Source organism: Halobacillus sp. ACCC02827 (assembly GCF_030291935.1).
Taxonomy (GTDB): Bacteria; Bacillota; Bacilli; order Bacillales; family Halobacillaceae; genus Halobacillus.
This window is the reverse complement of sequence record NZ_CP128168.1, coordinates 3420775-3444813: the sequence shown is the minus strand read 5'-3', so window position 1 is coordinate 3444813 and position 24039 is coordinate 3420775. Positions and strand designations below refer to the sequence as shown.

Annotated in this window: 26 protein-coding genes and 2 riboswitches; of the genes, 21 read left to right on the top strand and 5 right to left on the bottom strand. The window is 48.0% G+C overall.

Translation table 11 applies throughout. The features are described 5' to 3' along the window. The first annotated feature begins 32 nt into the window (after positions 1 to 32). The 7 genes from QRD89_RS18120 (at position 33) to QRD89_RS18090 (ending at position 7677) form a co-directional block, all read left to right on the top strand. Positions 33 to 1061 (top strand): methionine ABC transporter ATP-binding protein, encoded by a 1029-nt coding sequence (locus QRD89_RS18120; RefSeq protein ID WP_008638905.1) that lies wholly within the window; start codon positions 33 to 35, stop codon positions 1059 to 1061. Continuing rightward, complete coding sequence (locus tag QRD89_RS18115) at positions 1051 to 1713, top strand: methionine ABC transporter permease (protein WP_008638903.1); 663 nt, start codon at positions 1051 to 1053, stop codon at positions 1711 to 1713. Before QRD89_RS18120 ends, QRD89_RS18115 begins: the two co-directional genes overlap by 11 nt. Before the next feature lie 15 nt (positions 1714 to 1728). After that, a complete protein-coding gene (locus QRD89_RS18110; RefSeq protein WP_286095970.1) occupies positions 1729 to 2565 on the top strand; it encodes a MetQ/NlpA family ABC transporter substrate-binding protein in 837 nt (278 codons plus the stop codon). 13 nt (positions 2566 to 2578) lie between these two features. After that, positions 2579 to 3766, top strand: coding sequence for a M20 family metallopeptidase (locus QRD89_RS18105; protein ID WP_286095969.1), 1188 nt, complete (start codon positions 2579 to 2581; stop codon positions 3764 to 3766). A 122-nt stretch (positions 3767 to 3888) separates the two neighbouring features. Next, positions 3889 to 4629 carry a Cof-type HAD-IIB family hydrolase gene (locus QRD89_RS18100; protein WP_286095968.1) on the top strand — a complete coding sequence of 247 codons (741 nt, stop codon included), beginning with the start codon at positions 3889 to 3891 and terminating at the stop codon, positions 4627 to 4629. Positions 4630 to 4911: 282 nt separating this feature from the next. Beyond that, positions 4912 to 6051, top strand: coding sequence for a thiolase family protein (locus QRD89_RS18095; protein WP_286095967.1), 1140 nt, complete (start codon positions 4912 to 4914; stop codon positions 6049 to 6051). Between the two features lie 69 nt (positions 6052 to 6120). Next, positions 6121 to 7677, top strand: coding sequence for a fatty acid--CoA ligase (locus tag QRD89_RS18090; protein ID WP_026577746.1), 1557 nt, complete (start codon positions 6121 to 6123; stop codon positions 7675 to 7677). Positions 7678 to 7750: 73 nt separating this feature from the next. On the opposite strand, the gene ligD is transcribed toward QRD89_RS18090, so the two are convergent. Continuing rightward, entirely contained in the window at positions 7751 to 9484 is a 1734-nt protein-coding gene (ligD, locus tag QRD89_RS18085) for a DNA ligase D (protein WP_286096896.1), read from the bottom strand. 111 nt (positions 9485 to 9595) lie between these two features. Here ligD and ku point away from each other — a divergent pair, with 111 nt between their 5' ends. The 3 genes from ku (at position 9596) to QRD89_RS18070 (ending at position 11303) form a co-directional block, all read left to right on the top strand. Continuing rightward, on the top strand, positions 9596 to 10432 hold the full coding sequence (ku, locus tag QRD89_RS18080; protein ID WP_026577748.1) for a non-homologous end joining protein Ku: 837 nt from the start codon (positions 9596 to 9598) through the stop codon (positions 10430 to 10432). A gap of 99 nt (positions 10433 to 10531) precedes the next feature. Continuing rightward, positions 10532 to 10711: a hypothetical protein gene (locus tag QRD89_RS18075; RefSeq protein WP_008636785.1), complete on the top strand. Its 180-nt coding sequence runs from the start codon at positions 10532 to 10534 to the stop codon at positions 10709 to 10711. Between the two features lie 49 nt (positions 10712 to 10760). Then, positions 10761 to 11303, top strand: a complete 543-nt coding sequence (locus QRD89_RS18070; protein ID WP_286095965.1) for a Fic/DOC family protein — start codon at positions 10761 to 10763, stop codon at positions 11301 to 11303. A 27-nt stretch (positions 11304 to 11330) separates the two neighbouring features. Here the strand turns inward: QRD89_RS18070 and QRD89_RS18065 are convergent, their stop codons facing one another. Then, complete coding sequence (locus tag QRD89_RS18065) at positions 11331 to 11846, bottom strand: DUF3221 domain-containing protein (protein ID WP_062514999.1); 516 nt, start codon at positions 11844 to 11846, stop codon at positions 11331 to 11333. Between the two features lie 99 nt (positions 11847 to 11945). Continuing rightward, a riboswitch (TPP riboswitch) is annotated at positions 11946 to 12056 on the top strand. 86 nt (positions 12057 to 12142) lie between these two features. Between QRD89_RS18065 and thiW the strand changes: the two genes are divergently transcribed. From thiW to thiE, 5 genes are all read left to right on the top strand, one after another. Then, positions 12143 to 12631 carry an energy coupling factor transporter S component ThiW gene (gene thiW, locus QRD89_RS18060; RefSeq protein ID WP_286095964.1) on the top strand — a complete coding sequence of 163 codons (489 nt, stop codon included), beginning with the start codon at positions 12143 to 12145 and terminating at the stop codon, positions 12629 to 12631. 5 nt (positions 12632 to 12636) lie between these two features. Beyond that, a riboswitch (TPP riboswitch) is annotated at positions 12637 to 12740 on the top strand. A gap of 42 nt (positions 12741 to 12782) precedes the next feature. Beyond that, complete coding sequence (gene tenA / locus QRD89_RS18055; RefSeq protein WP_008636790.1) at positions 12783 to 13469, top strand: thiaminase II; 687 nt, start codon at positions 12783 to 12785, stop codon at positions 13467 to 13469. Next, complete coding sequence (gene thiD, locus QRD89_RS18050; RefSeq protein WP_008636791.1) at positions 13466 to 14272, top strand: bifunctional hydroxymethylpyrimidine kinase/phosphomethylpyrimidine kinase; 807 nt, start codon at positions 13466 to 13468, stop codon at positions 14270 to 14272. The genes tenA and thiD overlap by 4 nt, the downstream gene beginning before the upstream one ends. Further along, positions 14269 to 15030, top strand: a complete 762-nt coding sequence (thiM, locus tag QRD89_RS18045) for a hydroxyethylthiazole kinase (RefSeq protein WP_286095963.1) — start codon at positions 14269 to 14271, stop codon at positions 15028 to 15030. The genes thiD and thiM overlap by 4 nt, the downstream gene beginning before the upstream one ends. Beyond that, positions 15027 to 15644 (top strand): thiamine phosphate synthase, encoded by a 618-nt coding sequence (gene thiE, locus QRD89_RS18040; RefSeq protein ID WP_286095962.1) that lies wholly within the window; start codon positions 15027 to 15029, stop codon positions 15642 to 15644. Before thiM ends, thiE begins: the two co-directional genes overlap by 4 nt. A gap of 82 nt (positions 15645 to 15726) precedes the next feature. Here the strand turns inward: thiE and QRD89_RS18035 are convergent, their stop codons facing one another. Then, positions 15727 to 16629: an aldo/keto reductase gene (locus QRD89_RS18035; protein ID WP_286095961.1), complete on the bottom strand. Its 903-nt coding sequence runs from the start codon at positions 16627 to 16629 to the stop codon at positions 15727 to 15729. 137 nt (positions 16630 to 16766) lie between these two features. Here QRD89_RS18035 and QRD89_RS18030 point away from each other — a divergent pair, with 137 nt between their 5' ends. From QRD89_RS18030 to QRD89_RS18015, 4 genes are all read left to right on the top strand, one after another. Next, positions 16767 to 16970, top strand: coding sequence for a hypothetical protein (locus QRD89_RS18030; protein WP_008636796.1), 204 nt, complete (start codon positions 16767 to 16769; stop codon positions 16968 to 16970). A 119-nt stretch (positions 16971 to 17089) separates the two neighbouring features. Continuing rightward, positions 17090 to 17758: a CAP domain-containing protein gene (locus QRD89_RS18025; RefSeq protein ID WP_286095960.1), complete on the top strand. Its 669-nt coding sequence runs from the start codon at positions 17090 to 17092 to the stop codon at positions 17756 to 17758. 61 nt (positions 17759 to 17819) lie between these two features. Next, positions 17820 to 18515 (top strand): SGNH/GDSL hydrolase family protein, encoded by a 696-nt coding sequence (locus QRD89_RS18020; RefSeq protein WP_062514991.1) that lies wholly within the window; start codon positions 17820 to 17822, stop codon positions 18513 to 18515. Positions 18516 to 18587: 72 nt separating this feature from the next. Next, positions 18588 to 19580 carry a Gfo/Idh/MocA family protein gene (locus QRD89_RS18015; protein WP_286095959.1) on the top strand — a complete coding sequence of 331 codons (993 nt, stop codon included), beginning with the start codon at positions 18588 to 18590 and terminating at the stop codon, positions 19578 to 19580. A 47-nt stretch (positions 19581 to 19627) separates the two neighbouring features. Here the strand turns inward: QRD89_RS18015 and QRD89_RS18010 are convergent, their stop codons facing one another. After that, positions 19628 to 19999: a winged helix-turn-helix transcriptional regulator gene (locus QRD89_RS18010; protein ID WP_008636807.1), complete on the bottom strand. Its 372-nt coding sequence runs from the start codon at positions 19997 to 19999 to the stop codon at positions 19628 to 19630. Between the two features lie 18 nt (positions 20000 to 20017). After that, positions 20018 to 20209, bottom strand: coding sequence for a hypothetical protein (locus QRD89_RS18005; protein ID WP_008636808.1), 192 nt, complete (start codon positions 20207 to 20209; stop codon positions 20018 to 20020). Between the two features lie 289 nt (positions 20210 to 20498). Between QRD89_RS18005 and QRD89_RS18000 the strand changes: the two genes are divergently transcribed. Both QRD89_RS18000 and QRD89_RS17995 read left to right on the top strand, forming a co-directional pair. After that, a complete protein-coding gene (locus tag QRD89_RS18000; protein ID WP_286095958.1) occupies positions 20499 to 22208 on the top strand; it encodes an ABC transporter ATP-binding protein in 1710 nt (569 codons plus the stop codon). After that, a complete protein-coding gene (locus QRD89_RS17995; protein ID WP_286095957.1) occupies positions 22205 to 23992 on the top strand; it encodes an ABC transporter ATP-binding protein in 1788 nt (595 codons plus the stop codon). The genes QRD89_RS18000 and QRD89_RS17995 overlap by 4 nt, the downstream gene beginning before the upstream one ends. Positions 23993 to 24039 lie beyond the last annotated feature (47 nt).

Below are 24039 nucleotides of genomic sequence, written 5' to 3'. Positions count from 1 at the left end.
CTTTTTGTTTAGGAAAGCATAGGAGGGATTCGATGATCCAGTTTGAAAACGTATCGAAAGTGTATCAGCACGAAGGGAAAGAACTGCGTGCCGTCGACCGTGTCGATTTGACGATACATAAAGGGGAAATCTTCGGAGTCATCGGTTTCAGCGGCGCTGGAAAAAGCACGCTCGTCCGTCTTGTTAATTTATTGGAACGGCCGACAGAAGGAAGGGTCGTCGTCAATGGAGAGGATTTGACGAAGCTGTCCAAACCGGATTTAAGGACAGTCCGGAAGCGCATCGGAATGATCTTTCAGCATTTTAATCTGCTGGAGTCCAAAACCGTCCACCATAACGTGGCATTTCCATTATCTCTTGTCGGTACGCCGAAGAAAGAGATAGATCAAAGGGTGAAGGAAATTCTAGCCTTCGTCGGTCTGTCTGAAAAGGCAAATCATTACCCGGACCAGCTGTCCGGCGGGCAGAAACAGCGGGTCGGTATCGCCCGAGCTTTGGCGACCTCCCCTGATATTCTATTATGTGACGAAGCAACGTCCGCTCTCGATCCGGAGACAACCAAGTCAATCCTGGAACTTTTGAAGAAGGTGAGAGACGAGTACGGCATTACGATTCTGATGATCACTCACGAAATGAATGTCGTCCGTGAGGTGTGTGACAGGATAGCAGTGATGGAAAACGGACGTGTCATGGAGAGTGGATCCATTTTCGACCTTTTCTCCAATCCGCAGCATCCGACAACCAAGAATTTCGTAAGGACGGTGATGGAGAATGATATACCCGCGTCTATTCTAGACGGCATCGAAAAGCGCCATGCCTCCGGGAATATCTACCGGATCACCTTTGTGGAGGAAAGCGCAGGACAGCCGGTCCTCTCACAGGTGGCAAAACGTTTTGATGTGGAAGTAAATGTACTGTTCGGACAGATTACGGAACTGCAGGGTATTCCATTCGGTCATTTAGTCGTGGAGTTCCAAGGGGATGCGAAAGAAATTCTTAAAGCGATCCACCATATCCAACAAACCGTAACGGTACAGGAGGTGACTGCACATGCAGGTTAATTTGATGGATTTTTGGCCGAAAATATGGGAAGCGACATATCAGACCCTTGTCATGGTCGGTATATCCCTCCTGGCAGCAGCGCTAATCGGCCTGCCGCTTGGAATACTTCTCGTTGTTACGAGACAGGGAGGGCTGCTTCAAAATAAACCGTTCTTTAACGGATTAAGTGCGGTTGTGAACTTCTTCCGTTCCATTCCGTTCATCATATTGCTCGTAGCGATCCTGCCGTTTACACGTCTGCTTGTCGGTTCATCGATCGGGACAGCAGCAGCTGTCGTTCCGCTCGTCATCTTCTCTGCTCCGTACATAGCGAGGCTTGTGGAAAGCAGCTTGCTTGAAGTGAAACCAGGAGTCATCGAAGCAGCAGAAGCGATGGGAGCGACACCGTGGCAGATCATACGTCGTGTTTATATACCAGAAGCATTGAGTTCTATTATTCTTAACTTGACGATTGCAACGATCGGTCTCGTCGGTGCTTCCGCCATGGCGGGCTTTGTTGGAGGCGGAGGTTTGGGAGATTTGGCCATCTCTTACGGCTATCAACGCTTTGAAACAGATATTATGATTGCAACGGTCCTATTGCTCGTACTGATTGTGCAGCTTACGCAGACGGTTGGAAACTTTATATCAAGAAAAATACGTAGACAATAACAGGGGGATATTATTATGAAAAAGTGGGGATTTATTTTAGGTTTCATCGCAATCATCAGTTTTGTATTAGCAGGGTGCTCCAGTGAAGGCGACGCAGCATCTGGTGAGAAGACGAAAGTGAAGGTAGGCCTGAATGGTTCCGGCGTCCCGATTTGGGAGAAAGTCCAGGAGAAAGCAGAGAAAGAGAATATTGACATTGAACTGGTTGAATTCGCGGACTACGTGCGCCCGAACATGGCACTTGCTGATGGAGATATCGATTTGAACGCTTTCCAGACGGTGTCGTATTTTGATTCCTTCATAGAAGAGCACGATTTAGACTTGAAGCCGATCGGTACGACGATCATTGCTCCAATGGGTGTCTATTCCGAAAAATATAAAGATGTAAAGGACATTCCTGATGGAAGTTCCATCGCTGTCCCGAAAGAAGCAACGAACATGGGACGCGCTCTGCTTCTCCTTGAGCAGGCGGGTCTGATCGGTCTACCGGAAGATTTCGACGGAAATGGATCGCTCGATATCATTGAAGATAATCCGAAGAACTTGAAATTTGAGCCGATTGTTGCTGCCCAGACACCACGTGTCCTTCCCGATGTCGCTGCATCCGTCATTAATAATGGAGTCGCGGTTGAAGCAGGATTTGTACCGGTGGAAGACGCTGTCTATATTGAGGATGAAACCGCTCAACCTTATATCAACATCATTGCGGCTCGTGCCGATGAAGCAGATAAAGAAGTCTACCAGAAAATCGTTGAGCTTTATCAAGAAGAGGACGTAGCGGATCACATTAAGAAAACATATAACGATTCCCTTATTCCGACATTTGTCCCATTGGAAGATATCGGCTGGTAAAGGAGTGGAGGAAATGACTACAGAAACAGCAACTTCTCTTTCCACCCTTCTTGAGCAAAAGATAGAAGGGAAGCGGGGAGAATACCTATCCATCAGTCACAGCATTCATGAACGCCCGGAAATAGGCAACGAGGAATATTTCGCTGCAGATACGCTGACCACTCTTTTAGAAAAGGAAGGGTTTGTCGTCGATCGGAATATTCCAGAACATGAAACGGCCTTCCGTGCGGTGAAAAGCTCTGGTGTTCCCGGACCTAAAATCGGGTTTTTGGCAGAATATGATGCCCTGCCGGGTCTTGGTCATGCATGCGGACACAATATTATCGGCACAGCCTCTTGTGCGGCTGCCATTGCATTAGGGGAATTGATCAGTCAAACCGGAGGAGATGTCGTCGTACTCGGCACACCGGCAGAAGAAGGCGGACCGAACGGCAGTGCGAAAGGAACATTCGTCCGCCACGGACTCGTCCAGGATTTAGATGTCTGTATGATGGTTCATCCTATGGGGAGGACGTCGGGATCGGCGCCTACGCTGGCCGTCGATCCTGTCGATTTTGAATTCTTCGGCAAAAGTGCACATGCGGCAAGCAACCCGCACGACGGCATCAACGCCTTGGATGGAGTCATTCAACTGTACAACGGGATCAATGCCCTGCGCCAGCATGTTCCGGATGACGTGCGGATCCATGGAGTCATCTTGGATGGCGGTCAGGCACCTAATATCGTTCCGGATTATGCCCGGGCGAGGTTTTATTTACGAGCAGCAACGCGTGAAGCATGTGATGAAGTAACACGCAGGGTCGAAGAAATCGCTGCAGGTGCGGCGAGAATCACAGGCGCGGATTACAAAATGACGCGCATTCAAAACGGAGTAGATAATTTTAAAGTAACCCCAACGTTTGATGAAGTGTTCCGGCAGAAGATCGAGGCACTCGGCGAAGTGTATCATGCCGAGCGTAAAGGTCTCGGTTCATCCGATGCAGGCAATGTCAGCCAAGTCATTCCTACCCTTCATCCATATATCAAAATAGGCCCGGACTCGCTTGTTGCTCATACGGACGAGTTTCGGGAAGCTGCCCGCTCGAAAGCGGGAGACGAAGCGCTCATGAAAGGAGCCAAGGCGTTAAGTCAGACAGGATTGACCCTGCTGCTGGACCAAGTCCTGCTTCAGGAAATAAAGAAGGAGCACCAAGCTCTATAAAGGCACCCCGTGTAAAGATCCGTCTTTACATGGGGTCTCTCTATTGCCGGGCTTACGGATTTATTGTACCGGGGGCATGGATGTATTAGAATGGATACAGTAATAGAGAGGACGTGGGAGAAATGAAGGAAGATATCAAACTGATCGCCTTGGATTTGGACGGGACCCTCGTAAGTCATGAAGGCACCGTTTCTGAGGCTAACGAAAAAGCTGTAAAAGAAGCAAAAGAACAAGGAATTCATGTCGTACTAAGTACAGGCAGATCGCTGTCCCGGTGCAGGGATATTGCGGAATCTTTAGGACGCTCTTCCTACATCGTCACGATCAATGGCGGGGAAATCTATGATCACGAATTCGAACTGGTAGAGCAGAATAAGCTCCACCATACACATGTCGAGAGGCTGTGGGAACTGAAAAAAGAACACGGCCTGTATTTCTGGTCTACAACCGTACAAGGTCTCTATAATAGTCAAGATCCGTTTGAGAATGAGGTCCATCAGTACGACTGGTTGAAATTCGGATTCGACATAGAAGACGATGAGGTGCGTGAAGTCATCTTGGAAGAATTGAATAACAATGAAGAGCTGGAAGTGACTAATTCCAGTCCTACGAACATTGAAATCAACCCTGTTGGTGTGAATAAAGCAGCTGCTTTGAAAAAAGTCTGCAAGTGGCTGGATTTGGACATGAGTCAAGTGATGGCCGTAGGTGACAGTTTGAATGATATGGCGATGATCAAAGAAGCGGGACTTGGTGTCGCTATGGGGAATGCTCAGGAAGATGTTAAGAAAGCTGCGGCTTTCACGACTGCTACAAACGCGGAAGATGGAGTAGCGCGTGCTATTGAAAAAGTTCTGAAATAAAAGGATACAGATAACCTTGCAGGTTTTTGCTGCAAGGTTTTTTTTATTTCTGAGAACATAGGCGCGTGGGGGATCGTGAAGTTTTTCGTCATTCCGGTCTGTCGAAATCCTTCTAATTTCATATTTTTGTAATCAATTTAAATATCAGGAAGGAATATATTCAGCAAAGAGAGAAATACAGCAACGTAGTTAGAGAGCCATGGATTTGGAGCGCCGACGTTTCCTGCTCCCAGCACCCGCATCTGCGGGTGGCAGGAAGGGGTCTGGCGGGGAGGTTTTGGAATGAGAGAAGTAGTGATCGTTGACGCAGTAAGAACACCGGTCGGAAGGAGAGGAGGCATGTTCCGTGAAGTCAGGCCCGACCTTCTGTTAGCGGAATTGCTGAAAGAATTGATGCGAAGGTCGGGAGTGGATCCTTCTCAGGTGGAGGATGTAATTGCCGGGTGTGTAACGCAAGTTGGTGAGCAGGCAGGAGATATTGCCCGCATTGCTGCCCTTACCGCGGGTTTTCCTGTTCAAGTCCCTGGTGTTACATTGGATCGCCAGTGTGGATCGAGCCAGCAGGCGGTTCATTTTGCGGCACAGGCAATCGCAAGCGGGGATATGGACGCTGTCATTGCCTGCGGAGTCGAAAGTATGTCACGGGTTCCGATGTTTTCGAATCGGCAGGGAGTGAAGGATAACGAACGCCTGACGGATGCATATGAATTGATTCATCAAGGTCTCTCAGCCGAACGTATTGCAGATCGCTGGGACATATCGAAAGAAACGCTTGATTTATATGCGGTCGAGAGCCACAGGCGGGCGATACAAGCGGTAAAAGAAGGGCGGTTTGATAAAGAGATTCATCCAATTACGACAGCAGACGGGGAAGTGTGCAGCCGGGATGAAGGACCAAGAACGGATACATCCATGGAAGCATTGGCACAATTAAAGCCGCCGTTTAAAGAAGGAGGGAAAATCACAGCGGGTAATGCCAGTCAAATCAGTGATGGAGCGGCCGCTCTACTGCTTATGTCAAAGGAGAAGGCGGAAGCAGAAGGAATCAAAGGAAGGTGCCGTATCGCCTCCCGCTCCGTCATCGGCTCTGATCCGACACTCATGCTGACAGGACCGCTTCCTGCGACCTACAAAGCATTGGAAAAAGCCGGATTGGCTCTTGAGGATATCGATCTTTTTGAAGTGAACGAGGCTTTTGCCTCTGTGCCGCTATTTTGGATGAAAGAAACGGGGGTACCGCATGAGAAGGTGAATGTGAACGGAGGAGCGATTGCGCTTGGTCATCCACTTGGCGCGACAGGAGTGAAGCTGATGACAACATTAGTTCACGAACTGGAAAGGAGAAACGCGCGTTACGGATTGCAGGCTGTCTGTGAAGGGTTAGGAATGGCGAATGCGACTATTATTGAAAGAATCAAATGACTGCATGGAGAACGTTAGGTGAGGCAGGTCCGTTTTTAGACTAACCAAAAACAAAGGAGTCGATAAACGATGGCACAAACACTTAAAGGGATGTTCGAACAAACGGTAGCGAAGCATGGGGATAAGGAAGGCTTGGTGGATTTACGACTTGGAATCCGGTGGACTTATGCAGAGTGGGACATTGAAGTGAATAGAGCTGCCAATGCTTTACGGGCATCCGGAGTGGAGAAGGGAGACAGGGTATCGACTGTCCTCTTCAATACATCTGAATTTGCTACGACGCTGTTTGCCTGTATGAAGATCGGTGCCGTCTTCCAACCGGTCAACTTCCGACTGTCAGAACGGGAGATCCGCTATATTCTGACCGACGCCTCCCCTAAGGTCGTATTGTTTGAGAGGGCTACGGCGTCACAAGTCGCTCCGATAGCTGCAGATATGCCTGCCATCGAATTTTGGAGCATTGATGAAGTCGAGCAGGAGCACGCCGTAAACTATCACGATCGACTGGCAAGTGTTACAGCAGATCGACCGGTGTGTCAACTCGATGAAAACGATCCATATGCCATCATGTACACGTCAGGGACGACCGGGTCACCGAAAGGCGTCATCCACTCCCACCGTGACATGATCGATCAAGCGCTGATTATGACAGCTTGTCTGCGTCTCACGAAAGAGGATCGCGGATTAACGGTTGCCCCGATCTTTCACTGTGCGGAACTGCACTGCGCCTTCTTCCCGCGCGTTATGATAGGGGCAGCAAATGTGATTATGCACCACTTCGAAGCGCAAGAACTGATTGAAACCGTCAAGCAGGAGCAGATCACCTGCTTGTTTGCAGCACCGACGATGTGGAACATGGTGCTGGAAGAAGAATTCAGTGCAGAGGATTTCCAGACGCTCCGACAGGGATTATACGGTGGAGCTCCCATGGCTCCATCCCTCACGAAGCGTCTGCATGACGCCCTTGGAGTAGAACTGCTCCAGGCTTATGGCATGACGGAGATGGGCCCTGCCATTACAGCATTGATGGACGAGGAGCAAATAAGAAAAGCAGGATCGGCAGGAAGACCGCTGCTTAATCATGACGTCAGGGTCGTGCGAACGAATGAGCATGGACCGGCGGAACCCAATGAAATCTGCAAACCGTTCGAACTGGGGGAAATTATCGTCCGCGGGCCGAGTATGATGACGGCCTATTACAACAGGCCGGAAGAAACGGAAGAAGTCTTATACAAAGGGTGGTATCACACCGGTGATATCGGCTCCTTTGATGAAGAAGGATATCTGTGGGTAAGGGACAGAGTGAAAGATATGATTCTATCCGGTGGAGAGAACATCTACTCGAGAGAAGTAGAGGATGTGCTCTTTGATCATCCTGGTGTGCTCGATGCGGCGGTTGTTGGGGAGCCGGATGAGATGTGGGGAGAGCGGGTGGTCGCCTTCATTGTCCGTAAGGGGGACCCGGTGTCCTCCGAAGAGTTGGATGCTTTCTGCACCTCAGGCGGAAGGCTGGCCCGCTTTAAGCGGCCGAGACGATATGTATTTATGGAAGAATTGCCGAGGAACGCCAGTGGTAAACTGCAGAAATTTAAATTAAGAGAAGAACGGACAGCTATGTTGGAATAAGGGAAAGCGGTGCTCTCATGCGCAGGGAGCACCGCTTTTTTGTTGTCATTTCCCGGGAAATGTTTCGACAAAATCATAAGAGTCGCTTCAACTGTTTGACCGGCTGCCGCTTCCGTGCCTCTTCATATTGGAGAAACGGACAGCCTTTCTCTTCGAGTCGGGCCAGGACGTTCTTAATCGTGAAGGATTCCGGTCGCAGTCCTTCTTTTACCTCTTCCCAAAATAACGGACAGGCAACCGTGGCTTCATCGGTACGGCGAGCGGAATAGGGGGCAACGATTGTTTTCCCTTCTGCATGCTGGACATAATCCAGATACAGCTTCTCTCCTCGTTTTTTCTTCAGGCGTTCGACTGTGAACAGGTCCGGGCATTTTTGTACGAGTGTTTCCGCCACAGCTTCGGTAAGGTTCCGCGTTTCCTCATAGCTGAAGTCGCCTGCTTGAATAGGGATATGAATCTGCATCCCTTTGTTACCAGACGTTTTGATGAAGCTGATGACTCCGATTTCATCCAGCATCTGCTTCATCCACTGTGCAGCGGTAATCGCAAGTGAAAAGTGTTCCCGGCTTGGGGGATCCAGGTCGAAGACAATTTCATCGGGTAAGGATGCATCTGTTTTGTCAAAAGGGATATGGAACTCCACTGCTCCTTGATTGGCAAGCCAAAGGAGCGAGGGGAGATTATTGCAAAGGATCCGGCTTCCGTCTTTTTCTTCCCATGTGTCTAAATAGTCCGGAGCATGATCCGGGGCTTGCTTTTGATAGAATGACTCAGCAGTAATCCCGTCCGGACAGCGGATTACTGTCAATTTCTTCTCCGCTAAGAATGGCAGCATGTAAGGTGCGATATGACGGATATATTGAAAGTATTGTTTCTTACTGACGTTCTTCCACAGCTGTTTATCCGAGTTCGTGACAGGTACTTCTTCAGGATAGAGGGAAAGGTCCCACTCCATCTTCTCTTTTGTGCAGTTCTCCGGTGTCAGATCAAAGCGGAATCGGTGAAAAGTAGGTTCGCGCATTTCCCCATCCGCTGCATCAAGGCAATGGATATCCGCGCAGACGCTTGGAGTTACATGCCATTTCCCGGCCTGATTTTCTCCGTTACTTTTAAAAAACATCTGAAGTGTTTCTGCTTCTTCGACAGACAGCCCATTTTTGAACTTTCCCAACGTCTCCTCCTTGAGAGTGACGTCATAGTAGCCGTTGGCCGGATCATAGGCTGTCAGACAGCCGGAAACGCTGCGGAAGTTCTTCCATTTCAACCATTGCTTGGACCGCTCCCCTTCGCTGTACAAGCTCTTCTTGTGTTTTGCGACAATCCCTTCCGCCCTGTGAAGCAATACTAATGCTTTTATCTTTTCTAGGCTGGTGTGTACTTCTGAAAGCACGATGTGAGGATGCTGGATGGTTTGAACGAGAGCGTACAGGCTTCGCTTTCGTTCTTCCAATCTCTGTTTCCCCCCCGTCAAATGATCAAATGCGACAAATGTACACGGCCTTTCCCGGGCGGCCCTGGCTATTACAGCTTCCTTCTTTAACCGTCCTCTCGTCTGCAAGCGAGAGAAGTTTGTCTGCCACCGTGTGTTACGGATGACGAGTTCCCCGTCAATCGTGAAGGGGAGCGAGTCGGCTGGGGGAACAAATCCGCATATCTCCGGGAAGCGGCCACTCAAGTCCTTGCCGTTTCTACTCCATAGCTTTATCCCGTCCTCCGAAGCATGGAGGAGACAGCGGAAGCCGTCATACTTCACTTCATAAATCCAATCCGGTCCGGTCGGCAAATCTTCTGCAGCAGTCAATAGCATCGGTTTCAAAGACACCCGCTCCTTTTTTATATGCTGCTTAGTTTACCCACAGCCGGCGAACATATTTTACCGACCTGTCGTGAATGCTAGGAGAAAAAGGAGTCGAGAACTATGCATACGATGTGGAAAGGAACCATCAGCTTCGGTCTCGTCAATATTCCGATCAAGCTTCATGCAGCGACGGAGAACAAGGATATTAAGCTAAGGCAGCTTCACAAAGAATGTAAGACACCGGTGGAATACAAAAAACGCTGTCCGGTATGTGAAGAGGAAATCAGCCAGGAAGAAATTGTGAAAGCCTATGAATATGCCAAGAACAAATTCGTGGTGCTGGATGAAGAGGATTTGGAACAACTGAAGAAGGAGCAGGAGGATAAGGCGGTCGAAATCCTCGACTTCGTCAAGTTGGAGGAAATCGATCCGATTTATTTTGAACGAAGCTATTTTATATCGCCCAATGAAGGGGGATCGAAAGCGTACGGGTTGTTACGCCAAGCTCTGTCCGATACGGGGAAAATAGGTGTAGCAAAAATTATTATTCGATCCAAGGAACAGCTGGCGGTTGTTCGTGTTTATGAAAATACATTGCTCATGGAAACGATCCATTTCCCGGACGAAGTAAGAAACGTACAGGATGTCCCGAATGTGCCGGCAGAGGCGGATTTAGGAAAGAAAGAGCTTAGTACCGCAGTGACATTGATCGATCAATTGACCGAAACATTTGATCCGGGAAAATATACGGACGAATACCGAACCGCGTTGATGGACTTGATTGAGGCGAAGAAGAACAACGAAGAGGTTACGACGGCAGCAGACAAACAAAAACCGGACAATGTCACCGATTTGATGGAAGCTCTGGAGAAATCGTTGGAGCGGACCAAAGGCGCGAAGAAGAAAAAAACAACGAAACGAAAAACGACTGCCTCCACTAAGAAGAAGACGTCATAATCCCTTATGTGACAAGGGTTTGTCGAACGTTTTGACTGTATTATTAAGAGGCGTTGTAGTATAATATATAGTAGATACATGTGGTTCGGAGGGGAAAGAATGAGTGTTCGGACAGAAGAACAGGCAGAGCATTTGATGCGTTCTGCGAAAGCGTCCATGGCTATTGAAGGGTTCAGCTTGAATAAGAAGCAGGAATCATTAGTTAAGAAGTGTCTTACAGGAGCCATATCCCATAAAGAATTCGTCAAGCGGGCTTTGGAATTGTCCCGCCATGCCTAGTTCCAGGTATGGGGGTGAATCCTCCCGCTATTGTTATGCAGGGACTGATGTGCTGATTAATCACTATGACCTTATGGACGACAAGCAGCTGGAGTATATGGAGGCGATCCTTGCCACCCAGCGTTTGTCGGAACTGCAGGAAAAGCCTGTGAAAGGGGACTTCGACCTCAGACATTTGCAACGTATTCACGCCCGTTTATTTTCCGATCTTTATCCTTTTGCGGGCAATATCAGGACAGAGAATATCACGAAGGACGGGTTTTCTTTTGCGCAGGCCCGCTTCATTCAGGAAGCTTCTGTCCCGATCTTTGATTCTCTAATGAAGGAAGAGTGGGCAGGGATGGACAAAGAGGACTTAGCACGGAAACTGGCTCACTATATGGCGGAGTTGAACGTCCTTCATCCGTTTCGGGAAGGAAATGGTCGGAGCTTGCGTGAGTTCATCCGCACAATCGCCTTGGAAGCCGGCTACCATCTGGATTGGTCCTGTGTACCGAAAGAGGAGGTCTTTCAAGCGAGCATCGATTCAGTCAAGGATATCAGCAGTCTTTATTCGGTTATCCAAGCGTCGCTTGTTCCACTTGCCAAATGAGCAAAAGCCGGGGGAATCCCCGGCTTTTTATTCATCTTCTACAAGCACTTCCTTCTCCGGTCCTTCGTTTTCCTTAAGAACAATCTGCCACTGGTCATCGTCTTCATCAAATAGAATTTCCGCCACGGCGACAATTTTGTCATCTTCTACATCGGTTAGAGCGGAAGCCAAGGCTTCGGAGGTCGTCAATCGGGCCCCTTCTACTTCACTCATCTCCACTTCGGAAACCTTATCGGCAGGTGCCTGTTCTGGAAAACTTTCTTTAATGGGGCCGTCTGTCCAAACATCTACATATTTACCTGTCCATTCGTTGTCCGGAGCTTCAGACACCCACATCGCCCGCCCTTTTTCTTCTGACTCTGTAGTCGGAGTGACGACAAGGATACTGGATCCTTCCTGTTCCATCACATATCCGCTGATTTCTGCTTGCTCCGGAGGCGCCTCTGCTTCCGTTTCCTCATAATCCGAGCCGGCTGGTGCAGAACTGCACCCCGCCAAAAGAATCAAACAAGCGGCCCCCATCATTGTCCAGATGTTTCTCATTGTCATTCTCCTCTCGAATACAGATATTATTCAGAATATTGCACATGACAGAAGATACGAACTTTGTTATCATAAGACTCAACCAAGCAAATAGTACGATTCAACTACTAGGGGGGCCTTGTTACAGGCTGAGAGGAAAGCGTAAAGCTTTTCGACTCTTATAAACCTGATCTGGTTAATACCAGCGGAGGGAAGTAGTCAGACGAACGAATAGTTATTCATCGACTGTCTATGATCCGAGTCAGGTCCTCTCCAGGACCTGGCTTTTTTATTTTCCTATGGAAGGGGGGAATGTATTGAACCGTACACGTTTATTGACTATTATGGCACTGTTTGTTGCCATTGGAACATTCGGAGCACAGCTGCTCTGGTTTCCGGCAGGCATCGCGAAGGCATATCCTGTCCAACATGCGGTAAATGTCATGGCTGCTGTGATGCTTGGACCGCTGCCTGCTGCTGCCATTGCTTTCTGCATCGGCCTGCTGCGATTTCTTTTAGGGCTAGGAACACTGTTGGCTTTTCCTGGTGGAATGGTCGGAGCATTATTTGCTGGTTTGTTTTATCGGATATACAAACGGAAAGGGACAGCTGTAGTCGGCGAGGTGATTGGAACTGGAATCATTGGAGCATTACTCGCCGTTCCGCTGGCTGGATTCATCATGGGCAGTGCGGCCGGAGCGTTTGCCTTTGTTCCTTCTTTCTTCATCAGCAGTCTGTCAGGAGCTGCCATCGGCTGGTTTGTGCTGTCACGTATCAAAGCAGAACAACTTCTATTACAACCATAATACACGGAAACTGCTAGGGGCGCGAATTATCGCTGAGATAAGGATTATCCTTTGTCCCTCAACACCTGATCTGGTTCGTACCAGCGTAGGGAAGTAGTCTGGACCTCTGCAATCCTCTAGTAGCTTCCGAATAACCCAGGGAGGCACCACTATGTCATTCTCCACTCAATTAAGAAAAGAAAATCAGGACGTGTTTGAAGCTATTTTTCACCATCCATTTGTTGAAGGTCTCGGAAAAGGAGAACTTCCGAAAGAAGCTGTCGCTCATTATGTGAAAGCGGACTTTGAATATTTGAATGCATTTATGCATGTGTACGGCATTGCTGTTTCCAAATCACCAAAAAGAGAAGATATTGAGCTCTTCAATGACCAGATCAACTTTGTGCTCCACAGTGAAGTGCATCCCCATAACAACCTGTGCCGATATATCGGTAAAGAATATGAGGAACTGCAGGGTTACCCGCTGCCACCGACAGCGGACCACTATATTAAACATATGCTCTACCATGCGCATATGGGCAGTATTGGAGAAATTATTGCCGCCTTACTTCCATGCCCCTGGACATATCTCGAAATCGGTAAAGAACTAACGAAAGCCTATCAACCGGACGAAAATCATCCGTTCTTTGATTGGATCGATTTCTATGCAGAGGAAGAAATAGGCGGATTGACAGGACAGCTTTGTGAGAAGCTTGATGCCTATGCAGAGCAAGCTTCAGACGAGGAGAAGAATAAGATGCGTGAAGCTTTCCGAAAGAGCTGCCAGCTGGAATTATCCTTCTGGGAAATGGCCTATACCGTCGAGGAATGGCCCGTAGCTGAGGGGGTTTACCGATGAACCGAGTGAAGTGTGCTCTTACCATCGCCGGAACGGATCCAAGCGGCGGTGCGGGTATCCAGGCGGATTTAAAGACGTTTCAAGAGCTTCAAAGTTATGGGATGAGCGTCGTCACTTCGGTAGTCGCTCAGAATACGACCGGCGTATCTGCGGTTCATCATCTTCCGGTCACGATGCTGAAGCAGCAGCTCTATGCAGTATCAGACGATATGCCGATCGATGCACTGAAAACGGGTATGGTGGCAACTATCGATATGATGGAGGTCCTTAAACAATGGCTGAAGGAAACAGAGGCTGCATACGTCATGGACCCTGTGATGGTAGCAACGAGCGGCGATCCTTTAATTGAGGAAAAGGCGAGGGATTATCTCAGGAAAGAGCTTGTTCCTTTAACAACGCTCGTAACACCGAACATACCGGAAGCGGAGTATTTGACCGGTAAGGCGATAGAGACGGAAGAAGCTATGAAAAAGGCAGCGGAAGAACTTGTCGAGGTTTATGGAGCTGGTGCAGCACTTGTCAAAGGAGGTCATCTGAGAGGTCATGCGGTCGATTATTTATATGATGGAAACGAGATGACCGTTTTGGAAGCAGAGCGAATCGATACGAATAACACCCATGGCACCGGTTGTACGTATTCGGCTGCGATCACGGCATACTTAAGCCGGGGCGATACGTTGAAAGAAGCCGTCCGTAAAAGTAAGTACTTTGTTACCGAAGCCATTCGTTACTCCTTTGACCTGGGAGCAGGAAGCGGACCCACCAATCATTTTGCCACCAGGAAGGAGACGATGAAAGGATGAACACCATCATAGAAAAAGTAAGAGAAAAGCGGCCGCTGATTCATCACATCACGAACCAAGTGGTCGTCCATTTCACAGCGAACGGTGCGCTTGCTTTCGGGTCTTCGCCAATCATGGCAGCCGCCCATCAGGAAGCGGCGGACGTAGCGATGTTGGCAGACGGGGTGTTGTTGAATATCGGAACATTGAATGATTACCAGGTGGAATCCATGATCTTGGCAGGAAGAGCCGCTAATGAGAAAGGTATTCCTGTCGTTCTCGATCCCGTCGGGGTAGGGGCGACCAAGTATCGTTATGAAGCATTTCAACGCATCGTAAAGGAGGTTCAACCGACGGTCATCAAAGGAAATGCAGGAGAGCTGGCTCGGCTGGTTGATATAGAAGTGGAGACGAAGGGAGTCGATTCTGTCGGGGAAGGGAATACCGGGGAAATTGTTCAAGCGGTTGCTGAAGCATTACGAACAGCGGTCGTCTGCACAGGTGCCGTTGACCGCTTTTGTGCCGATGGAAAAAGCGGTCGGAACGAGAGCGGTCATCCGCTGCTTGGCCGCGTCACCGGTTCCGGCTGTCTCCTGGGTTCCATTCTCGCCGCTGTTCTTAGCGTCGATGGCGGAGTGTACGAGAAACTGGAAACGGCGTTGAAGCATTACGGTCGTGCAGCGGAGCAGGCCGCTTCTCTCCCATCTGTTCAGGGCCCTGGAACATTCCTGCCGCATTTCCTTGATGCACTCAGCCGGGATCTGGAGGAAGGAATATGACACTTTCCCATCGTCTGCGGAAGTATTTAGTCATGGGTAGCCAAGACTGTGTAAAAGATCCTTTGGAAACGCTGTCTGAAGCTGTCTCCGGCGGAATCACGGCTTTTCAATTCCGGGAAAAGGGGGATGGTTCTATGGAGTGGAAAGATAAAGTCGAACTCGGGCGTGCTTTGAAGCGGGTATGTGATGCAAACAACGTCTTATTTGTCGTCAATGATGACATCCGACTGTTCGAAGTTTTAGATGCCGAGGCCATTCATGTGGGGCAGGAAGATGTTCATGTAGAGAGTATCCGGGCGGCATACCCTGACGCTGTGATCGGCCTATCTTTGTCCGATAGGAATCACCTGGAACAAAGCCCTCTTCATCTAGTCGATTATGTTGGTGCCGGGCCGATTTTTCCTACTTCCACGAAGCGTGATGCTAATCCAGTTACGGGTCCGGAGTTTATTCGTGATATACGGATGACTCATCCCGAATTACCAGTCGTCGGTATCGGGGGCATTGATGAGCATAATGCGCATCTTGTCATGGAGGCAGGGGCGGCCGGCGTCGCTGTCGTATCGGCCGTGACGAAAGCCGCGGACATTGAACGAGCGGTTCAGTCATTATAAAAACAAAAGGAGTTCCGGCAAACATTTCCGGAACTCCTTTTTTTAAAAGTCTGTGTAACACTTAAAGCCGTTAACACATCCATTACGGGACGTCATGCCCCATTGAACTTTGCAGGATATCAAACCACTGATCGCGGTTTAATTGGTAATCGAGCGCGCGGACAGCTTGGAGAACCCGCTCCTTCTTGCCGGAACCGATAATCGGCATAATCGAGGCCGGGTGGGCCAGCAGCCAGGCATAAAGCACTTGATCGATACCATCCGCTCCGATTTCATCCTTCACCCTATGTAAGCTGTCGCGCAGGCGCACGGCTTTCTCGTCATTGGAGTGGAAAATATCTCCACCGCCCAAAGGAGACCACGCCATTGGTGCCGTACGTTTCTCCTGGCATACATTCAGCGTACCATCTTCGAAATTTTCAAGCTGTATGGCGGAGAGTTCCAGTTGGTTGGTCACTAATGGGAAATCCAAATAGGATTGAAGCATAGTCCATTGGTGATTTTTAAAATTGGACACACCAAAATGCCGGACTTTGCCTTCCTTTTTCAATTGAGTGAAAGCGGCCGCCACTTCCTCTCCGTCCATGAAAGGATCCGGGCGGTGAATAAGCAAAGTGTCGATATAATCGGTTTGGAGGTTGGTCAACGAATGATCCACAGAGGTGAGTATATGCTCCCGGCTTGTATTGTAATGGTGTGATTTATGCTCAGGCCGGTTTTTGGAAGGAAGGACGATGCCGCATTTCGTCACGATCTCCATTTTTTCTCGTAAAGAAGGTTTTAGAGCCAAAGCTTCCCCGAATAAAGCCTCACACGTGTAACTTCCGTAAATATCTGCATGATCGAAAGTTGTGATGCCGAGATCAAGGTTATATTCCATTAACTCCAGTGTTTCTTCCTTCGTCTGCTTCCAGTCTGCCAGCCTCCAAAGGCCGTGGATGAGTCTTGAGTAAGACATGTCTTCCGTAATAGATACGCGTTGCATATTTGTTCCGCCTCTCGTTATGGTTTTGGTTCTATGCTATATCCTACCATGAAGCATTTAAAACAGTGTGGATAACGCTTCCTTTCCGGTTTCAATTCATCTTGTCGGGGTACAAAGAGGCTAAGGAGGAGATATTAGTGGCTCAATATTTTGCGAATCAGAATCAGCAGGCAGACGGCGGACATGAGGTGCATGTCGAAGGTTGTAATTTCATGCCTTTCGAGAAGAACCTGCTTGCTTTAGGCGGACATAGCGAGTGCAGCAGTGCACTCGAGGAAGCGCGAAATACATTTGATAAGGTCAATGGCTGTCAACATTGTTGTCCGGATTGTCATATGTAAGGGAAAAGGGAGCGGAATTCCGCTCTTTTTTTATTTGGGATGGAACATCTTCTCATGGATAAGTTTTGATTGGGCGTACATAGTAAAACTGATGAAATTCCTGAGGAGGATAAAGAAACATGCCTAAACATTTATGGTACACAGCATTTGCCGTCATGATGCTCATCATGCTTGCGGCTTGTAATACAACAGATCAATCTGCAAGGGAAAGACAGCAGAATAATTTAAATGAGGTCAGTTTTGATCCTGCAGACCGTGGGACGCAGGATCGCGGAAGTTACGGGCAGTATGAGAACGGACAGAATCGTTTTGACGCGAACATTCCTTTCGAAGGGATGAACCCGAATGGTACAGCGCAGGATCCATACTTATTTGAACAAAAAGATGGTCAGGATCAGTCTGCCGCACCAGAAGGGGATTTTCAACAGAAGGTCCTGGATCTTACAAATGAAGCTAGAGAAAAACAAGGACTTCAGCCTTTGAAGAATAGTAACGAGGTGGAAGAGGTAGCCCAGGATAAATCCGAAGATATGGCAGAAAACAATTACTTCTCTCATACATCACCGAAGTATGGAAGTCCGTTTGAAATGTTGAAAGAGTATGGGGTCGATTATAGAAAGGCCTCTGAAAACATAGCGGCAGGACAAAGCACACCGGATGAGGTTGTCAAAGGATGGTTGAACAGTCCCGGACACCGCAAGAACATAATGGATAAGAACATGACCCATGTAGGAGTCGGATTTTCTGAAGACGGAAACCAATGGGTACAGATGTTTATTCGGAAATAGTCAGACGGGTGCCTTAGCGGGCGCCCTGTCTTACATAATTCAAGAACAGGGGATGTATAAGGTGAAAGTTATATCGATATTGACTGCTCTGTTTCTCGTCTTGTCCTTTCCGCTTACCGCCGGAGCTTTTCAAGATAAAAGAATGGTCGCGATAGGAGACTCCATTCCGTTTGGATACAACCTGGTAGAAGGGAACTTAAATCCTCCTAAGCAATCGTTCCCATCCCTTATTGGTACGGAGCGTGATATGGAGGTCATCAACTTAAGCATCCCTGGTCTTACATCGGAAGAACTGCTTCAGGCCGTCCGTTCTAATGATATATTTCGTGAAGCGCTTCATGACGCCGACTATGTCGTCCTCTATATTGGAGGGAATGACCTGCTGAATATTCTTAAGAAAAATGGTGGCTTGAAGGGTTTGAAGATGGAGGAAGCGGCGCCGATTATCAGAGACCTTATCTACAATGTTTATTCAACTATATTAGAAATCGATCAACTGACTGACGGGAAGGTTCTCGTCTACAATATCTATAACCCTTATCCGGCAGCAGGGGAGAAACTTTCGACACCATTATCCTATATCAATCAGCAGTATGCATCTGTCATTAAACTGCTCCAGCATTTCGCTTCTGTGAAGTTGATCGATGCCCATAAGGCTTTTGAGGGAAAGCCGAAGCTGATCATCGAAGGAGACGTCCACCCGACGACAGAAGGCCAGGAAATCCTTGCTGAAATTGGTCTGAAGCACATCGACTGAAATTTCCATCAGGTAGGTCTTTTCATTGGTGTGTTGTATAATAGTGCTACATTAACGAATGGGGTGTTAGGAATGATCAGGTTCGCAGTGATCGGAACAAATACGATTACAGAGAAGTGGATAGAGGCGGCCCGTCAGCATAAAGAGGTAGAACTGACAGCCGTCTATTCCAGGACGGAAAGCCGTGCCAAAGCATTTGCGGAGAATTATGGAGTTTCCCAAACGTACACAAACATCCATGCACTGGCTGAAAGTGATAAAGTGGATGCTGTATATATTGCCAGTCCAAATGCCTTTCATGCCCGACAGGCTGTTGAGCTTATGAAGGCTGGGAAGCATGTTCTGTGTGAGAAGCCGATGGCGTCCAATCAACAGGAGATCGCATCGATGATTCAAGTGGCAAAGGAGAATGGTGTCGTCCTTATGGAAGCTGTCAAATCCACGGTGATGCCCGGTTTTCTTGCTGTTCAGGAGAATTTACATAAGATTGGAAAGGTCAGAAGGTACGTAGGTGTTTTCTGCAAATATTCTTCCCGTTATGATGCTTACAGAGAAGGGGAAGTATTAAATGCTTTCCAACCTTCTCTATCCAACGGTTCTCTGATGGATCTCGGTATTTATGGGATTTATCCGATGGTCACCCTGTTCGGGGCTCCGGAGGAAGTAAAGGCAAACGGGGTGATGCTTGAATCCGGCGTGGATGGAGAAGGTACCGTCTTAGCCCGATATAAGGATATGGAAGGTGTCGTCATGCATTCGAAAATCATCAATGCGTATGCACCGTCGGAAATTCAGGGAGAAGAAGGTACCATAGTCATTTCTAATATTTCAGAACCGAAGGACATACAGATTAGATACAGAGATGGAAGCGTGGAGGAGTTGGAAGTGGAAGAAAAGGAGTTTCTTCCTATGTATTATGAGACCGAAGCATTCGTTTCTCTTCTTAAAGGTGAGAAAAATCATGCTGGAAATAATTCATTGACACATACTTTGATCGCAGCGAAGGTAATGGAAGAAGCCCGTAGACAAATCGGCCTTACTTATCCGGCAGATCGTTCGTTTTGATCCATTCCGAAGAGGCCTCTTCACTCGTTCAAGGGCCTCTTCTTCTTTCAGCAGCTGTTATCCTTCTTATGTTGTATTTCACCGGTAATGTCCTTATCTGACAGACTTATTTGATTATGTATAAGCCCCCAGCGGTTCATACTTTCCAAAAACGTGGATGTCGTTTTCCCATAAGGAGTGATGCGGTATTCCACTTTGGGAGGGACGGTTCCATAATCGATTCGCTCGATTAAACCGTCATCAATCAGCATCTTTAATTCCCTGGTAAGGATTCGGGAGGAGATGTTCCCCTCTATAGAGCGGCGTAACTCGTTGAATCGGATTGAATCAATATGCAGCAGCTGCCAAAGGATCAGTCCTTTCCATTTGCCGCAGACAATATCAAGGGTGACATCGATCCCGGTGGTTTTCCCTGTCACTCCATCCACCTCGTTCTTTTATTTTTTTGTTTTTTGTTTCTCCATCGCTTTTTCATAACCTTCCATGATGCCTTGAGCATAAACCTTGTTCAGAACAGCCATGGTTTGAGGAATGACCTGGTCTTCGTTGTCTGTAGAGACCTGATTGAGCAAATCGACGAGTTCGAGGAGCTCTTCCGTCACTGGAAAAATCGGTTTTATATTGTCCATCAAGCATCACCTTCCTCCGTCGTACTTAAAGCATTATTAATATAATTCTATTTTGTTTGTGCAATTCCCACAAGTACTTACATATATGTTAGCGATACATTCCCATTATGCCGGATTTTTGCTTATTAAACAACGACTAAGTCCGGGTTTTTGGATAGGGGTAAGGCCTCGTATACTGTCGTAATGGTTGTACAAAAGTTATACTGAAATATTTAAAAAAGAGAATGTCTGTATAACCCTGACTGAAGTAGGTTTCAAGAAACCTGTAAGGAGAGGAGGAGGTTCCTTCATGCGTTACGTGTTGGCTTATACAAAGACTTATAAAAGCTCGGCATCCATAGCGTTAATTTTGATGCTGTTGGAACTGGTTGTGGAGTTAGTCCAGCCTCTTTTAATGGCTAAGATCATTGATGATGGAATTCTTCAGGAACAATATTCTGTCGTAGCTCTTTGGGGAGGGATCTTGTTGTTGTTGTCTTTAACCGCGTTTGCAGCCGGAATTACGAACTCTTTTTATGCATCCCGTTTTAGTCAGGGGGTAGGGTATGATCTCCGCAGGGACCTCTTCCGGCAGGTACAGGCGTTCACGGATGAAAACTTCCAGCGTATTCCTACGCCGAGTCTGGTAACAAGGGTCACAAACGATGTCATCCAGATTCAGAACTTTTTGTTCATGTTTGTTCGTATCGGTCTCCGGGCGCCTTTATTCATAGTTTTCGCATTAATAATGGCCTTTACAATTGATGTCCGTCTGGCTGTAATCATGCTCGGCAGTGTTCCGTTTCTGCTCGTTTTTTTGTATTTTGTTCTGACTAAAGGAGTCCGGCTGTTTAGAAACGTCCAAACTAAGCTGGATGCCCTGAATACCGTCATCCGTGAGAATTTAACAGGCATCCGTCTCATTAAGGGATTCCATAGACAAGCACATGAGAAGGACCGGTTCAGCGAAAGAAACGATGACCTTGTAAAGCAGAATAAGCGCGCACTATGGCTCGTGGAAACGGCGATGCCGGTCGTTATGCTCGGTATGAACGTCGTGATTCTTTTCCTGCTCTTCTTCGGCGGGGAGTGGCTGCGTGCTGGAGATTTGCAGGCAGGTGAAGTGGTCGCAATCATCAATTACGCAACAAGGATTTTGTTTACTTTTTCTGTTTTTACGTTTCTTATCATGGTGTTCTCAAGAGCTTACGCATCAGCGGTCCGCCTGGAAGAAGTCGGACGGGAGGATACGGACATCGCAGAACCGTCTTCTCCTGTAACGAAAGAGCTGCAAGGATCTGTAACCTTTCAGGATGTTTCTTTTGAGCGATCCGGCGAATGTGTACTTCAGGAAATTTCCTTTCAGATCGAAGCTGGTCAAACCGTAGGAATTCTTGGAGAAACAGGTTCAGGAAAAACGTCCTTGTTACATTTAATACCCCGCCTGTATGAAAAAAACTCCGGGCAATTGTCTTTGGATGGGGAAGAATTGGAGAACTTCGCCCTCCTGCCATTACGGAAACAAATAAGCCTGGTTCCACAGGACGTCCATCTCTTCTCTGGTTCCGTACGAGAGAACATCGCTTGGGGGAAAGAGGATGCGACGGAAGAGGAAGTAAAGGAAGCCGCTGAACGGGCTCAAATTCACTCCTTCATTTCAAGCCTTCCTGACGGCTATGATACGGAAATCGGTCAAAAGGGTGTCGTCTTTTCCGGTGGCCAGAAACAAAGACTCTCCATAGCGAGAGCGCTCGTCCGAAAGCCTAAAATCCTTTTGCTTGATGACAGTACAAGTGCGCTCGATGCACATACGGAACAACGGTTGTTTCAAGCATTAAATGAACTGCGCTGCACCGTCTTCATCGTTGCACAGAAAATCAGCTCCGTGGAAAATGCGGACACCATTCTGCTGCTTCAGAACGGCAGGCTGATTGCGAACGGAACCCATGAAGAATTACTGGACTCAAACGATTTTTATCGGGAAGTCCATGCAACCCAGCAGGAAGGGGTGATTTCATGAGCAGGCGTCATCAAGGATTAGGCACAAGTCCGCCGAAGGTTGACCGTGTGTGGGAGACGCTGCAGAGGATATGGGGATATATGGCGAGCCAAAAGCAGCGGTTTATTATGGTGATAACGGCTATTCTGGTCAGTTCTTCCTTGTCACTATTAGGTCCGTATTTACTTGGCAAAACCGTGGACTTAGTGATCGAAGTTCCTTCCCGTGACACACTTGTCGGTATGCTTGTCCTGCTGCTCATACTCTATGTATGTCAATCTGTCTTCCTGTGGCTGCAAAACTACTGGATGATCGATATCGCGCAAGGATCGGTTCGCAGAATGCGGAATCACTTATTCTCCCATGTACAAAAACTTCCGGTTCTGTATTTTCAACGGATGCAGCAAGGAGAGCTGATGAGCCGGTTGACCAATGATATCGAGAATGTGAGCCGAACCATGAACACAGCGGTCGTCCAGTTCATTACCAGTGTTCTTACTTTGACCGGCACTATTGTGCTTATGTTATGGCTGAGTCCTTTGCTGACATTGCTGACTTTGACTATCGTTCCTGTCATGTATTTCGGAATGAAATGGATTACGAAACGGACAGGACCTTTCTTTAAGCAGCAGCAGACAGATCTGGGGGAAGTGAACGGGTATGTGGAAGAGATGTTTACCGGCCAGCCGGTCGTCCGCATGTTTTCCAAGGAGCAGCGGGTAATAGAGCGTTTTGAAAAGAAGAATGAAGCACTCAGGGAATCCGGTTATTATGCACAGGTTTACACAGGATTCATCCCGAAATTAATGAACATGCTGAATAATGTAAGCTTTGCCATTATTATCGGGGCCGGTGGTATCCTTGCGTTGAATGGCAGTATTTCCATTGGTGTGATCGTTGCTTTCACCACTTATTCCCGTCAATTTACCCGTCCACTCAATGACCTTGCTAATCAGTTCAATATGATTTTATCGGCAGTAGCTGGAGCGCAGCGTGTATTTCAAGTGTTGGATGAGGAAGTAGAGGGTGAGGTCAAAGAAGAGCCGCTTGAAAGTATATCTGGTGACATCCGTTTTGATTCTGTGTCCTTCGCCTATGAGGAGGGCCAGCCGACGCTTGTGGATATCAACTTTGTTGCAGAACCTGGAGAGACAATTGCACTTGTCGGTCCGACGGGTGCAGGGAAGACAACGATTCTTTCGCTTCTTTCCAGATTTTACGACCCGGATGCAGGCGCGATTTATTTGGACGGGGTGGATCTTCAGAGAGTACCCAGAAGTTGGCTGAGGAGCAGAATGGGAGTGGTTCTTCAAGATGCGACCATGTTTCATTTGTCTATCAGGGAAAACATCCGCTACGGCCGTTTGGAGGCTACGGATGAAGAAGTCGAGGCTGCAGCAAAGGCCGCGCGTGCCCATGAGTTCATCGTAAACCTTCCTGAAGGGTACGAAACGGTTCTGGATTCCGATGGAAAAGGGGTGAGTCACGGTCAACGTCAGCTTCTTTCCATCGCGAGGGCGATGATTGCTGATCCCTCCCTGCTCATTTTGGATGAAGCGACAAGTAGTATCGACAGCTTGACCGAAAGTAAAATTAATACGGCGCTACAGCGGCTGATGGCGGGTCGCACAAGTTTTGTCATAGCTCACAGACTTCATACCATCCGTTCGGCAGACAAAATACTCGTTATGCAGCACGGAAAAATTATAGAGCAGGGTAGTCACCGCCGGCTGATGAATCAGGGTGGATTCTACGCGGATTTGATCAAAGCGCAATCTCCTGTAACGGAAGGTCATCACCAGTGACATATTAATGGAACACTCCTTTTGTCTCTACATATGGTAAGGATAAA